This is a genomic window from Phaeobacter sp. NW0010-22 (genome assembly GCF_040365955.1).
Lineage (GTDB): Bacteria > Pseudomonadota > Alphaproteobacteria > Rhodobacterales > Rhodobacteraceae > OMPR01.
The window spans coordinates 88,815-103,266 of record NZ_BAABWT010000002.1 but is presented as its reverse complement, the minus strand read 5'-3'; the positions used below and the strand labels follow the sequence as shown (position 1 = coordinate 103,266).

The 14,452-nt window shown below is 53.9% G+C and carries 9 protein-coding genes and 1 pseudogene; 4 read left to right on the top strand and 6 right to left on the bottom strand.

All coding sequences use genetic code 11. The annotated features are described in order from the left end of the window. Positions 1-19 precede the first annotated feature (19 nt). The 3 genes from ABWV33_RS04670 to pnp all read right to left on the bottom strand — a co-directional run bounded on the left by ABWV33_RS04670 (position 20) and on the right by pnp (position 4,147). The gene (locus ABWV33_RS04670) at positions 20-709 is read right to left on the bottom strand and encodes an outer membrane protein (RefSeq protein WP_121997788.1); all 690 of its coding nucleotides are present in this window, start codon (positions 707-709) and stop codon (positions 20-22) included. A gap of 252 nt (positions 710-961) precedes the next feature. Further along, positions 962-1,837, bottom strand: coding sequence for an alpha/beta fold hydrolase (locus tag ABWV33_RS04665; protein WP_353329300.1), 876 nt, complete (start codon positions 1,835-1,837; stop codon positions 962-964). Between the two features lie 168 nt (positions 1,838-2,005). Next, on the bottom strand, positions 2,006-4,147 hold the full coding sequence (gene pnp, locus ABWV33_RS04660; RefSeq protein ID WP_164621203.1) for a polyribonucleotide nucleotidyltransferase: 2,142 nt from the start codon (positions 4,145-4,147) through the stop codon (positions 2,006-2,008). Between the two features lie 354 nt (positions 4,148-4,501). Here pnp and ABWV33_RS04655 point away from each other — a divergent pair, with 354 nt between their 5' ends. Beyond that, on the top strand, positions 4,502-6,439 hold the full coding sequence (locus ABWV33_RS04655; protein ID WP_353329299.1) for a DUF3604 domain-containing protein: 1,938 nt from the start codon (positions 4,502-4,504) through the stop codon (positions 6,437-6,439). 69 nt (positions 6,440-6,508) lie between these two features. Here ABWV33_RS04655 and rpsO read toward each other — a convergent pair whose 3' ends face one another. From rpsO to ABWV33_RS04640, 3 genes and pseudogenes are all read right to left on the bottom strand, one after another. Next, positions 6,509-6,778: a 30S ribosomal protein S15 gene (rpsO, locus tag ABWV33_RS04650; protein WP_113822315.1), complete on the bottom strand. Its 270-nt coding sequence runs from the start codon at positions 6,776-6,778 to the stop codon at positions 6,509-6,511. Between the two features lie 203 nt (positions 6,779-6,981). Then, positions 6,982-8,010 carry a calcium-binding protein gene (locus tag ABWV33_RS04645; RefSeq protein WP_353329298.1) on the bottom strand — a complete coding sequence of 343 codons (1,029 nt, stop codon included), beginning with the start codon at positions 8,008-8,010 and terminating at the stop codon, positions 6,982-6,984. Between the two features lie 85 nt (positions 8,011-8,095). Next, positions 8,096-8,464 (bottom strand): annotated as a pseudogene (locus tag ABWV33_RS04640) (DUF1643 domain-containing protein); the annotation flags it as partial. A gap of 77 nt (positions 8,465-8,541) precedes the next feature. Between ABWV33_RS04640 and ABWV33_RS04635 the strand changes: the two are divergent. From ABWV33_RS04635 to ABWV33_RS04625, 3 genes are read left to right on the top strand one after another with little or no spacing between them, the layout of a single operon-like run. After that, positions 8,542-9,984 carry a hypothetical protein gene (locus ABWV33_RS04635; protein ID WP_353329297.1) on the top strand — a complete coding sequence of 481 codons (1,443 nt, stop codon included), beginning with the start codon at positions 8,542-8,544 and terminating at the stop codon, positions 9,982-9,984. A 21-nt stretch (positions 9,985-10,005) separates the two neighbouring features. Next, a complete protein-coding gene (locus tag ABWV33_RS04630) occupies positions 10,006-13,461 on the top strand; it encodes a VPA1269 family protein (RefSeq protein ID WP_353329296.1) in 3,456 nt (1,151 codons plus the stop codon). Further along, positions 13,454-14,239: a hypothetical protein gene (locus ABWV33_RS04625; protein WP_353329295.1), complete on the top strand. Its 786-nt coding sequence runs from the start codon at positions 13,454-13,456 to the stop codon at positions 14,237-14,239. Before ABWV33_RS04630 ends, ABWV33_RS04625 begins: the two co-directional genes overlap by 8 nt. The last annotated feature ends 213 nt before the right edge of the window (positions 14,240-14,452 follow it).

Here is a 14,452-nt window from a genome sequence, read left to right as displayed (position 1 = left end):
AAAGGGGAACCGCGACCCTTTAGAAGGTGAAGCGCACCCCGAAGTTCAGGCTTAGGTTATCGAGGTCATCCTCGACAGAGCCGGTTGAGACCCCATTGGGCGCCAGACGTGGGCTTGAGACGTTAAAGGCACGCCCGTAACGTGCGTCAAAGGTCAGGGCGGTGGCGTCGTTCAGATCATAGCTGACACCGGCAATCGCTTGCAGGGCAAAGCTGGTGTCAGAGTCTTGGATCGTGACGCCCGGCCCATAAGACAGACCAAAATCGGTACGTTGCGCACCCACACCAAACCCGGCGTAGGGTGTGAATTTGCCCTGTTGTTTGAAGTCAAACAGGATGTTGGCAAAGATCGAAGCAGAGGTGATGTCGCCGCTTGTATTGACCTCGGATCCGCCGCCATTGCCAGTAAAGTTCAAACTATCGACGTCATTGTCACGATAGGACAGTTCCAGTTCGATCCGTGTGCCGATGTTGCCGTTGCTCCATTGCGGGATTTCGCGGCCTACGGCCAGACCAATGCCATAGCCGGTGTCGAAATCACCGAAAACGGATTGTGATGACCCGCCGATGGTTCCAGAGAGGTTCGTATCCTGGAGCTGCGTCGCGCCAAGGTAACCTTGGATGTAATACCCTTGTGGTAGGGATTGGGCGCTGAGCGCTGAGGCGGACAGGGCAAGGAGGGTGATGCTGAGGGGGAGACGGAGTGACATCGGAGGTCCTTTGGTTGCTCGGGTGATATCGGACCATGTGCGCGTCCCAAGCAAAATGAAAAGAGATGGGGCCTTCACGCCTGATCACAGCTGTTTTGGACAAATTTGATGAGCCTCGAACCGGCGATCTGGAATGTCATAAAATATGGGTTGTCAGAGGATCACAAAGGGAAGAGGCGCCCTATTTCGCTCATGATCCGTTAGCGGCGTTCCATTCGTTGCAATCAGAGCGCAGAAGTCCGATTGCGCGATTCAGACGTGTTTCGAAACCCAGTCGGCAACGCGTGGCCAAATCTCTTTTCTTGCGGAGGAGGAGGCCAGAATCCGCCCGTGTTCGTAGTCTTCAAGAAACCCATAGGATTTGCCGCACTGCACCAGCGTCTTGTCGGTGCTGCCAAAGGCGTTGGCAAAGCCAAAACACCCCTGTGGTGGGGCTACGAAATGATCTCCGGCACCTGCTAAGGTCAACACTGGCATGTGCAGACTGGGCAAGGCCGCAAGGTAATCAAAACCCTGCGCACCGTGGAACGCACCGGATAGGTTCCAACGGCACCATTGGCGCATCAAATGCGCGCTCTCGGGATCAGACCCGACCCCAAGGGCGCGGGCAGGGATGATGTCCATGTCTGCCAACCAGCCCGCCATATTCTCGATCTTCTGGCGATGTGCGGTAAGGGCGGCTGCTTGATTTGCTTGCGTGGCAAGCATGCCCAGCCCCAACACGTCTTGATTGGCCTGATCGGGGTGACGGGCCATCCACATTGCCATCACCAAACCGCCACCGGAATGTGCAAGCCAGATTGATTTGGCTGTTTGAGTTTCCCGTTTCACCAACTCTTTGACCGCAGGCACATCCTGCAAAGCGACTGTCTCGAAATCATACTGCGCTGTTGGCGTGTCACTTGCGCCATGGCCTCGCCAGTCAAAGGCCCACACATCATATCCACACAGGGCAAGGTGCTGCGCCAACCCTTGGCAGCCTTGGTGACTGGAAAAGGTCCCATGGGTCAGGATGATCGGCGTGCGGCTGCCCTGCCCAAAGCGGTGGCAGGCGATGCGAGTGCCATCCGTGCATATCGCGGTATAGCGTGTCGATTGGGTGGAGGTTTCTGGGGGACTCTGAAGCATATTCACAAGCTAGCAGCGGGGGCAGAGCCTCGGCATCTTAAACCCCACGTTACAACCGTGATTTTGTGGGGGAGGAATATGAGCCAGAGATCGCACCACGGCTGTTGCCAACAAAAAAGGCCCCGGCAAATTGCCGAGGCCTCTCTTAGGATCAAGGTAAAGGGCAGATTATTCTGCGCCTTCGCCTTTTTTCTCAGCGACGATTTCTTCGCCGGTTTCCTGATCAACGATTTTCATCGACAGGCGAACCTTGCCGCGATCGTCAAAGCCCAACAGCTTGACTTTCACTTCCTGGCCTTCCTTCAGAACATCTGAAGGGTGGTTCAGGCGGCGGTTTTCGATCTGGGACACGTGGACCAGACCGTCGCGCTTACCAAAGAAGTTCACAAAGGCGCCGAAATCGACGATCTTCACGACCTTACCGGTGTAAACTGCACCTTCTTCAGGCTCGGCCACGATCGAATAGATCATGTCGTAGGCTTTCTTAATCGATTCACCGTTTGGCGATGCGATCTTGATGATGCCGTCGTCGTTGATGTCGACTTTGGCGCCGGACACTTCAACGATTTCACGGATGACCTTACCGCCCGAGCCGATCACTTCACGGATCTTGTCGGTTGGAACCTGCATGGTTTCGATCCGCGGTGCGTGCACCGAGAATTCAGCCGCGCCGGTCAGGGCCTTGGACATTTCACCCAGGATGTGGATACGGCCTGCTTTGGCCTGCTCAAGAGCTTTTTCCATGATCTCGGGCGTGATGCCTGCGATCTTGATGTCCATCTGCAGCGAGGTGATACCTGCTTCGGTACCGGCCACCTTGAAGTCCATGTCGCCGAGGTGATCTTCGTCACCCAGGATGTCGGACAGGATCGCGTAGGAACCGTCTTCTTCCAGGATCAGACCCATGGCAACACCAGCAACTGGTGCTTTCAATGGAACACCTGCGTCCATCATCGACAGCGAGCCGCCGCAGACAGAAGCCATCGAGCTTGAGCCATTGGATTCGGTGATCTCAGACACAACGCGGATGGTGTAGGGGAAATCGGTGCTTGCGGGCAGAACGGCCTGCAGGGCACGCCATGCCAGTTTACCGTGGCCGATTTCACGACGGCCGGGGCCACCTACACGACCAACTTCACCAACCGAATAGGGAGGGAAGTTATAGTGCAGCAGGAAGTTCGATTTGAAGTTGCCGTGCAGCGCGTCGATGAACTGTTCGTCGTCGCCGGTGCCCAGAGTGGTCACAACCAGACCCTGTGTTTCACCACGGGTGAAAAGAGCCGAACCGTGGGTCCGTGGCAGCATGCCGGTTTCCGAAACGATGTCACGGATTTCGTCCGTCGCACGACCGTCGATCCGCTTACCGGTTTTCACAACGTCGCCACGCAGAATGCCAGCTTCGAGCTTTTTCAGGGCGGAGCCAAGGTTGGCGTCGTCCAGCTGCTCTTCGGTCAGCGCTTCTTTGATGGTGGTGCGGGCAGCTGCAACAGCGGCGGTGCGCTCTTGCTTGTCGCTGATCGCAAATGCGGCGCGCATTGCGGTTTCACCAGCGGCTTTGACGGCCTCATACAGCTCTGAATAGTCAGCAGGTTGGAAATCAAACGGCTCTTTCGCGGCTTCTTCGGCCAGCGAAATGATCAGGTCGATAACCGGCTGGATCTGCTCGTGAGCAAACTTAACCGCGCCCAGCATTTCTGCTTCGGACAGTTCGTAAGCTTCGGATTCAACCATCATCACGGCGTCTTTGGTGCCGGCAACAACCAGATCCAGACGCTGTTCAGGGTTCAGGCGCAGGTCCTGCATGTCGTCAACTGTTGGGTTCAGGACGTATTCGCCATCCTCAAAACCAACACGGGCACCCGCGATTGGGCCCATGAATGGTGCGCCCGACAAGGTCAGTGCAGCAGAAGCAGCGATCATCGCAACCATGTCCGGGTCGTTGACCAGATCGTGGCTCAGAACGGTACACATCACCAGAACTTCGTTTTTGAAGCCAGGAACGAACAGCGGACGGATCGGACGGTCGATCAGGCGCGCAGTCAGTGTTTCCTTTTCGGTGGGACGCGCTTCGCGCTTGAAGAAGCCACCCGGTACTTTACCGGCGGCATAATATTTTTCCTGATAGTGAACGGTCAGCGGAAAAAAGTCCTGACCCGGTTTTTGCTGCCGAGCAAAGGTCACGTTGGCCATGACAGAGGTTTCGCCCAAAGTGGCGATAACCGAACCATCGGCCTGACGGGCAACTTTGCCGGTTTCCAGTGTCAGCGTCTCTTCGCCCCACTGCATCGATTTCGTAGTTACGTTAAACATTTAGCGTATCCTAAAAGGGAACACTCCCAGGCCCTTCCCGGGTTTCCCGTTTACATAGCGGCCCCATTGCCGCCGACCCCTATCATCTTCGGTTGGTGTGCTGGGGTCCGGGCACACCGTTTCAGATTCTGCGGCCTTACACTAGAACGCTGGAGAATGAAAGGGTTTGGGCAATCAGTTGGGCTTCTAAGCATCGTCGCAATTGGAAATTGAAAGAGTAGAGCATGGAAAATGCATTTTTCGAAAAAAGCGAAAATCCTAAGCGCCACTGAATTGGAAAGTAAATTTGGTTCGTATCAAAATTGCGTGTACGCTTAAGGTCATTAATTACTTGTAGTTTTTGAGGAACCGAACATGTCAAAGCTTACGCTCTTGAATTGTACGACAGCCGCAGTGTTGCTGAGTACAAGTTTATCCTTTGCGCAGGAATATCAAGCAGGTGAAGGGCAACTTGATTCGCTCTTTCCCGAGGATAAGCCGTATTCCCCTTATGCGGAGCGTGAGTTTCCAGAGCGCCCGCTTTGGGGAGACAGTCATTTACACACCGCTTTGTCGATGGATGCAGGCGGTTTTGGGAACCGGCTTGGTTTGGACGAAGCATACAAGTTTGCACGTGGGGAACAGGTTACCTCTTCATCGGGACAAAAGGTTCGCCTTTCTCGTCCATTGGACTGGCTTGCGATCACGGATCACTCTGACGGGATGGGGATGATCCAAGATGTATTGGCCGCGTCTCCATTGGTCACGCGATACGAACAGGGTGCGCGATGGTCCAAGGCCTTTAATGCTGGCGGACAAGAGGCCGTTGATGGCGCATTGGATTTGATTGGGACATTCTCACAAGGTGAGATGGATCCTGAAATGTTTGCCAATTATTCGCCTGGGTCCCGACGCTATGCCACGATCTGGGAAGAGGTTATTCAGGCGGCGGAACGGTACAACGAGCCCGGCGATTTCACTGCTTTCATTGGGTTTGAATGGACCTCCCTCTATGCAGGGGCGAATTTGCATCGAAACGTTATTTTCCGAGATGGGCCAGATCGGGCGCGTCAAGTCGTGCCGTATACGACGCAGGAACCAGTCGGCAGCGCGGATCCGTTGGATCTGTACAAATATTTGGAAAATTACGAAGCCAAGACCAACGGAGCCACAATGACGTTTGCCCATAACGGCAACTTGTCAAACGGCATCATGTTCCCAATGGATGCGCAATACACAGGTCGGGCGATCGACAAACTCTATGTTGAACAGCGCGCCAAATGGGAACGCATGTATGAGGTAACGCAAATTAAGGGTGACGGCGAAACCCACCCATTTTTGTCCCCTGATGACGAGTTTGCTGATTACGGCACATGGGATGTTGGGAACCTTGATCTGTCTGCTGCCAAAACAGATGACATGTTGGCCGGTGAATATGCGCGCGAAGCCTTAAAGAACGGCATGCTTCTTGAAGAGAAGTTTGGCACCAACCCTTACAAATTTGGAATGATTGGGGCAACGGATAGCCACACATCTTTGGCAACCGCCGAAGAAGAGAACTTTTTTGGTAAACATGCTGGTTATGAGCCAAGTGCAGAACGGTTAAGCCACCCGTTTATGAAGAATGATAATGGGGAACTGTTTTCTTGGCAGCAAGTCGCATCGGGCTTGGCAGCCGTTTGGGCCAAGGACAATACCAGAGAGTCGCTGTTCGATGCGATGGATCGCAAAGAAGTGTACGGAACCACTGGCCCCAGGATGACGGTACGGTTTTTTGGTGGGTATGATTTCGCCGAAGCTGATCTGTCCAGTCGAGAGGTTTCGGCAATCGGATATCTGAAAGGGGTGCCAATGGGCGGAGATCTGACCGCGGCCCCAGAAGGAAAATCCCCAAACTTTTTGATTGCGGCCTTGCGTGACCCAATCGGGGCCAATCTGGATCGGGTTCAGATTGTCAAAGGTTGGGTTGGTGAAGGCGGTAAGACGCATGAAAAGGTTTACGATGTTGCGTGGTCTGGGGATCGAGTCGCTGATGCATCTGGCAGCATTCCGGCCGTCGGAAACACAGTCGATGTTGCATCCGCCACTTGGACCAATACCATTGGTTCGCCCGAGTTGATTTCCGTTTGGACGGACCCCGAGTTCGATCCAAAAGAGCGCGCGTTCTATTATGTGCGTGTTTTGGAGATCCCGACTCCGCCTTGGTACCTCTATGACAATATCCGTGTCGGAAGCGCGCTGCCAGAGGGCGCGCCCACTGCGCAGCAGGAACGCGCGTATACCTCCCCAATTTGGTATGTTCCCGCCAAATAAACTAAGGAACGTGCGCAAAAAAAAACGCCCGCCGAAATGGCGGGCGTTTCTATTTCGGGCGATCGCTGATTAGCGGCGCAGGCCGAGGCGTTTGATCAGGTCCTGGTAACGGGCCACATCTTTTGCCTTGGTGTAGTCCAGCAGCTTACGACGCTGAGCAACCATTTTCAGCAGACCACGACGACCGTGGTTGTCTTTTTTGTGGGTCTTGAAGTGCTCGGTCAAGGTCGCGATGCGCGAGCTCAGGATAGCAACCTGTACTTCGGGCGAACCTGTGTCGCCTTCTTTGGTTGCGAATTCTTTCATGACGCGTGCTTTTTCTTCAGCAGTAATCGACATCGGGGTCTCCTTTGCAAAAAGGTTAGAATGATGGCGCAGGCCGGGATGTCGTCCAGCACAGGCCCGTGGAGAAGATCCCTTGCGATTCGGCCATGACTGACTGAACCATTCGGGATGGGCGCATATAGGAAGTTTTGTACGAAATGGCAAAGGTTTTGTAAGGTCGGATCAGGATTAAGTCCTGTTTTCCGCTGTATTTGGCCTTAACCGGCCATGGCAAGGGCAGGAATATCGGCTTCGTTCATCAACACAATGTCGGATGGAAGCACAGCACCGCCCCCAAGCAGCGTCGCGATTTCTTCGCCATTGATCGACACGCGGGTCACGTTGGGGTTCTGTGGATCTTGTTCAATGTCGATTGCAGGATCGGGGTCATTTTCTGTATCCCACCCGATCAAAAGCTTGTCCTCGCCGGATTCGAAATCCATCACATCTGCGGCTTCTCCTTGAATGATCCAATCCCCAAGGACGATGGTATCTGCTCCGGCGCCTGTGGTGACAATATCCCCTTCGCCAGCAATGATCGTATCCAGACCGTCACCGCCATTTAGGAAATCTGTTGCTGCTGACCCGGTTTCGCCGTCGTCCGCACCGATGATCAGATCATTGCCTTGGCCGCCAAACAGTGTGTCCTGACCAGCCCCGCCGCGTAAGAGGTCATCCCCATGGTTGCCATGCAATGCGTCGTTGTCAGCGCCGCCATCCAAGGTGTCATTGTCTTGACCGCCATGCATGGAATCCTGACCTTCGCCGCCGTTCATTTGGTCAGCGCCAAAGTGCCCGAACAGGCTGTCGTTGCCCTCGTCTCCCTGCAATGTGTCATTGCCCGCTTCGCCGTGGAGCTCGTCATCATCTGCGCCACCGCGCACCATGTCATTGCCGTCGGCACCGTGCATGACATCATTGCCAAAGCCACCGCTTAAGGTGTCTTGCCCGTCGTAACCGTTGATCTGATCATTTTCTTCGGTTCCTGTCATGTCGTTGTCTGCGGCATCACCAAACAGAATAGTCTTTCCGATCTGGCGGTTAGTCGGAATGCCATTGGAATCGTCTTCTGATCCGTCTGAATCTGTCGATGGCAGTATCGAAGTGATCGGTTCGATTGGGCCAAGGTCTTCTTCGGCACCTTCAACGGGCTGGGATTCGTCGTCAACGGAAGTAAGGGTTTCATCACCCAGCATGACGACACTGCCAACAGCGGCTAAACTAAGCAAACCTGCAATCAGAAACATTTACCCAACTCCGAACATGCGTAACCCCACACCCCTATTTTCTCATGGGTTGCCCCGTGTCGTCAAAGTGAGTTTGACGAAATGGTTAACGCGCGTCGAGCCAGGGAAGCGGCTTTTGGGTATAGGCAATATACAGAGGATGCTTAGGATGGCCGGCTTTTGTCAATCCCAAGTGAAACAGCGGAAGACCGGTGTTTCGCAGCAGCTGCTCAACAGCCGTGCCGCGTTCCAGATGATCGCCATGTGCGCCCCATGCAGCGATGACCTGATCCGCCCAGGCAACACCGTCCTGAATAACCGCATCATTTTCTGGGCCAATGGGGGCTTGGGCCGCGCGCATCTTTTTGGGATCGGTGTCACGCCATGCAAAAATATTGGTCACCTGAAAGGCACCAAACCCGAGTGCGCGTGCCCGGCGTTCACAGCGTTCAACCGTGGGGTCGTTTTGGACTTCCATGCACTGTAATAAAGTGTTTTATTAGATACTGTCGCCTATTGTGCTTTCAATCCGTTTTGGGGATAGTTTCGGCCATGGCCGAAACTATCCCCAAAACGGATTTCGCCCCAACAGAGGTGAAGCTACCCGTGGCGACAGTCGTCGAAATACCTGTCGTTGAGCATGGCAACGTCAAGTCCATCCCCATGATTTTTTGTGCGATGGATGATGGAGAGGTCCTCCCAGTGGTGGACGCGTTTGCCTATGCAAGGGCGCGAAGCGTGACGCATTCGCCGGTATCGGTCGACAAGGACGTCAGTACGCTATCACGGCTTGCCAACTTCATAGCCGTGGCCCTTACGGGAAGGCGGATGGATGACGAGGACCAAGATTACTTGGTCTACGCATATCTGGCGACGAGAGCTTCAGGCACAAAGGTATTTAGTTCCTCCGACCCAATCTCTGAACTGGACTGGAAGCCGATCGGAACGATGACCCTTCGAAGGGAGTATTCTGCAATCGTTCGATACTTCGAATTTTGCTCTAAAAGCTTTGGTCGGGCCGAGTTGGGACGTAGCTGGTCGATGGCGGGTGATTCTCACGCGCTGAGCCGAATGAAGGAATTTCGTCGCCTACGTGAAGGAGATTTCTTCGCCCACCTCTCTGCAGCCCGGCTTAGGTGGCATGATATCCGATCACCCGGTACTTCCTATCGGCCGTTAATCGTAAGGCGTGGCCAGAGCACAAAGAAAATGAGGACGTTTCCACCAACCGAAGAAATCTGGGCCATTATTAACGCCGAAAGGAATCCGGCCTATCGGGCTCTCTGGGTGACGGCTGCTTTCGGAGGGCTGAGAATCAGCGAACAGCTCAATACTTGGTCCTGCGATATCCTACCTGGAGCATACCGCTCCTACTTCTTTCCGGAGTTTCGTGAGCAAGAATTGCTGGAGAGAGTGTTCCTAAGAGCTCATCCTATCACCTCGACCTACACCGGTGTCGTTGGCTCCAGATCTGTCAGTAGGAGAAGTTTTCTCCAGGCGACCTATGGTCTTATCCCCAGGTGCGATCTGTCCGGGAAGGATCCTTTGCGGGCGGGCTGGAAAGGCACGATCGTCTCCGGGGAACATGACACCCATCAGGTATTCTGGGCAAATTCCCGCGCGCGCCGAATGTTTGAAGAGTGTCATGATGAAATTGCCGACTTCCATGACATTGAACGTACTTCGCTGAGGCATCCCTACCTAATTGTCAACATGAGTGACCGCTCCGGATCACGGAGGGGCGAACCCATGAAGATTTCGGCTGTGCAATCGGCCTTCGAGAGAGCCTGTGTGCGGGCAGGACTGGAGCCGCGGAGGTTCGGCCGCAACCTTCACGGCATGAGGCATTACTACAAGTGGCTCCTCAGAAACGAGCTCGGGCTTAGTGAAGAGCATGTCCAAATCTGCCTCGGTCATGCATCCATCGAAAGTCAGGAGAGTTACGGGAGGTCATCGCGTAGCGCGTACGATGCACTGGCTGGGCGCGGCGGGTAAAATTCAATATCGGAGAAGAAGTTGCGTTATAAAGTCATTTCGGTGGACGAAGCAGATCTAAGCATTGAGCCGGACGGCAACGGCATCGTGAGCCGAGAATCCCAGGCTTTCGTTCTACGCCGTGACCTTGGTATGGATGAATTCCACCGGCTATTCGTTTCCTTTGTAAAAGCATTTTCATCGGAAATTCTTTCAATATTTTCAATGAAACCAAAAGAATTTAAGGTTTTCAATCCGAACCGAAGATTCATCTTTGATGATCTTACATGCCCGCCCAACGCACTTGTTGGTTTCAAGAGGGCGGGCTCGGAACAGTCAAACTTGAACTGGCTGCGTCGGGAACCAGTATTATCGGCATTCATAAATACTGGTGTGATTCCCGTATCTGATACGCGAGGGTCGAAGGGGATGGTGTTGTCGCCAAGAAAGGGCAACTTAACAGACCGAATATTTGAACTCGAGACCGACGTACAAAGAGCAGCCATGGGGAAGCTTTTTGCGGACGCGAAGGATTTTGATGAGATTTTCAGTGACCGCTTTCCGTCAGTCGGCGTTCGATTTGGTTTAGGTGAGCTAAATCGTCGGTTCTGCAAGGTGGACAACAGCCACGAAGCTCTGTCGATCTTGGCTTCTGGCGTCGGAAACTATCTCAAAGCGAAGGGGGAGAAGAAGCCTCGTCGATGTGCGGATCTGCTCTTTGCCCTGTACCTTGCGCGGGAAGGGGTGCTTTTCTGGCCTCACATCAGTGCTTCAGAAGGGTCATGGATTCTTCCGCAAAGCTTGGAGCCGCTCTTTTGGAGTTTCGCTTTGCCTACAGAATGGAGGGTAATCTGCGCAGAAGTATTCAAAGGTGACAAGCAATCTTCATCTATTTTGCCATTCCATAGAGAACTCCTTCTTCGAACGAATTTCTTTCAAATCCGGGAGTTCAATGGCTGGATACTGCCGAGGATCAAGGAGGATATTGAGATCCAAAGGCGTCAATACACTGGGGTAGTGAAGGGGCGTTTCTCAACTCACGCAAATCGGTATTTCCGCCTATTGGTCGCTGCCGCTGGACTGGACATGGAGCACCCCAATGTTCGGGGGGCGGTGCGCTACTTTGGCTACGGCGTGAAGTTAGGAGTGGACAACTCGACTGAGGTTTATGCCTGGGTGTATGATCCAAGGCGTATGCGATCAGAAGTTGGTAAACCCCTTCTTGAGCGTGACGGCAAAGTGCCGCAGTATGTCGTGGACTGGGCGCAGGCAATGCGTGAAGGATTGACGCTCTTACCCACAAAAACAAAGTATGTCCGGACACATGAAATGGCTAATTGGCTTTTTTATGTTTGGGAAATTGGTGAAGAAAATGCACCTAAGACTTGGCAAGACATAAGTAGAAACGATCATATCAGCGGTTCTGGAAATTCGTCTTTCCCCACGTTTGTGGATTTCCTCAAAGCTAAGCGAGTACCTGAAACAGTCCCGAAAACTCTTCGAACCTTTGACCAAGTGATGCGCTTGGTAGCAATTCGTGAAGGTTGGGTAGACTTCGTGTTTCCAGTGGATGTTGCACAGGATTGCCCACCTAAGAAAGGACGGGTGCGTGCAGGTAGAACGCATCGAAAGCCGTTGCATGAAGAGCTACTGGAGGTGGTGATTGAAGAAAACCGTAGGTCGACTGCAAGCGGCCTTCCTTTTGCATTTGCCCGAGGACTTCCGACTCAGTTTCGGTTGATTACGGTGCCGGGAAGCCTGGAGAGGCAGGAGGTGTTTTTTCCGGCAGCCCCGATCGCATTGGATATGATTCTCACCACAGGGATGAGGTCCCGAAGTGCACTGTGGATGGACAGCGGTGAGCGCGACGAGTTCTGGATCGATAGAGAACAGCTTTGCCGAGTTCCGAATCCTTTGGCGACGGCAACGCCAGGTTTCCAAGATGGTTATTTGCGACTGGTTTCGCTTGGGCCAGGGGAGGAAGCGGTTGGCATGTATCTCGCGGTCAACAAGACGGCGCCCTACGAGGTGCCCTGGGTAGATGAGGTGAACGCTGGATATTTCGAGATGATGCGAAAATGGCAAATTGAGCATAACCCACGCAGAACTCCCGTCGTAGCAACTCACCACCGTCTTGAAGAGGATCTTTCGACGCCGGAGGAAATTGGAGAGGTGTTCACTGTATTCCGCGACCCGAGGCGGCCCCATGGAACTCCCTTAACGCGCTCAGCATTATACGACTATTGGTTTCAACTCCTCCAGCACTGCGAACCGATTTATAACGAGCGGAGGCGAGTTAAGTTAGAGGAGATCGGGGCCGAGTTCCGTTGGGAGCCGCTTGTCCGGCCTGACGGGAAGCCTCGATGGGACCTGCACAGTCTACGCGTTACAGTTGTTACCACATTGATCGAAGCTGGTGTATCGCCAGAGGTGGTCGCAATTCTTGTCGGGCACAAGAGTGTTGTCATGACTTGGCACTACAATGCGATCCGTAATGATGTGACGCACAAAGAAATTCGTGCGGGGCTGGAAGCACGCCGAGAGAAGGCGCTACGTGCCCTCGAGATAGCCCAAACAGACGCAGAGGTGGACGATGTGCTCCGCGCTTACCTTGGTGGGGCCGATAGTGTCGGAAAAGACGGCAGTGGCCTCTTGAAGACTGGGATTACCGATGGAGAACCCAACCCCTACGAGGTATTTTCCCATGGAATCTGCCCGGGCGCTTCCTGCGAGATTGGGCTTAATGATGGTAGCAGCCGGATCAAGCCGGTGTTTCGCCCTCAAGCGTGTTCGAGGTGCAGATTTCGGGTGACCGGGCCAGCGTTTTTGAACGGTCTCGTGCTTCGGCTCAACGCTCTCATGGTCGAGATTACGAACTCCTTCCAAGTGGACCAGGACTTAGCAAATGAAGTTGCACGCTTGGAAGATGCGGGACGATCCGGATCCCGGATAGAAGCACGGCTCAGGCGACATCGTCGGTTTAGGGATGAACTATGGGCGGAATGGGCGGCAGAACTCGTTACTATTCGAAGATCCGAGGCTGCGATACTCGAAGAAGGAGGCGCAAGTTCCTTAGTGACAACCGGAGATGCCGAGCTTTCTGGAAAGTTCGACAAAGTTCACGCGTTGGAGTTGTTGCATGAAGTGGTTTCGGCGGCGTCCTCGACTTCCGGCGGTTCGATGGAAATTCCCGCAGGAACGCGGGAGATCAGGGATGAAATCCTGATGGAGATCGCACGCAAAAACGATGCCGCCGAGTTTTTCTATCGTCTTGACCGGGAAAAGAGACGAGCGGCCATGGAGGCGTTCGGGGATTTAATCACGCGGCATTCGAGAAATCGTGCGAACGTGTATCCAGATTTTATTGAACACCTTCTAAATGGTGAGGCAAAGCTCCCCGAACTTCGGATGGTGGCGGCCAGGTATTCTAACGATGAACGTCACAGTCATGGCGAGGGTCGCCAGGTACTGAAGAAAAGGGATGCACAGGATGAGTGACCCAACCAGTCGGGCCTCCGACGAGATTCGAACGCGCCTTTATCGGGAAGCAAAAGGCATGGCTCGACCCGAGATCCGGCAGGCAACCATAGATCGTCTCGCCCAGGCTTGCGACGAAATCGCCTCGGGTCGTGGCGCTCAGACTGTCAAGGCCGCATACGGGAAGGATTTTGGGCTCGGGCTGAACCCGAAGATCACACCTTCTTCTATAGATCGCTATATCAAGGCGCGCCGGATCAAGGACAGATCCTGGTCAGGGCCGACGAGGGCTTTCCTTCAGAATGACGAGGGCCTGTTGAATTATGTTCGCGCACGCGAAGACGAACGGCAGAAGCCATCACTCCCGCGGCGGGCATCTCCATCACGGCGGCGATTGGAGGAGGCTATAGAAACAATTCCAAATGCCGATGATCGGCAGTTCGTCCGATTGGAAGTCGAAAGGTTTCGCCGGCTCCGCAATGAACTTGAGATCCTGAGAACAGGCCTTCGCAAGATGGCACCCTTAGACATCGACGCAATATTGGAAGGTCGAGCGGGCATTGTTCAGGGCAGAGAGAGCGGGTCTGCAGAGGTTCTGGCGCCATTAGTTGATCGCTTACACGATGAGGAAGACATGAGCCGCATCGGCCTGGCTATGGTTGGCGGACGCCTGGCATGTCGAACGACGCGTCAGACTTTGGTAAAGAAGAAGGAGATGGAGGTATTGAAGAGCATAGTCGGCAAAACGCTTCAATTGACCAACGATGACGATACGGATCGGTGGGACGACGAGGACTAAGTCGTAGGATGCGCGACTTGATCTGAGATTTTGCTCTTTTGGAGCGGAAGCATGGAGTGTCGATCAATGATGAATTCGGGATCTAATCATCGAGCCGAAGCAGCGGCTGCTGGAAGTCGCCAAGCAGCCTTATGGGACCTTACGGAAGCTTGTTTGTCATTCTCTTCAACGCCGCTTGGTCTTCGGGTGATCAAGGAGGGGTGTAGGGCCGCC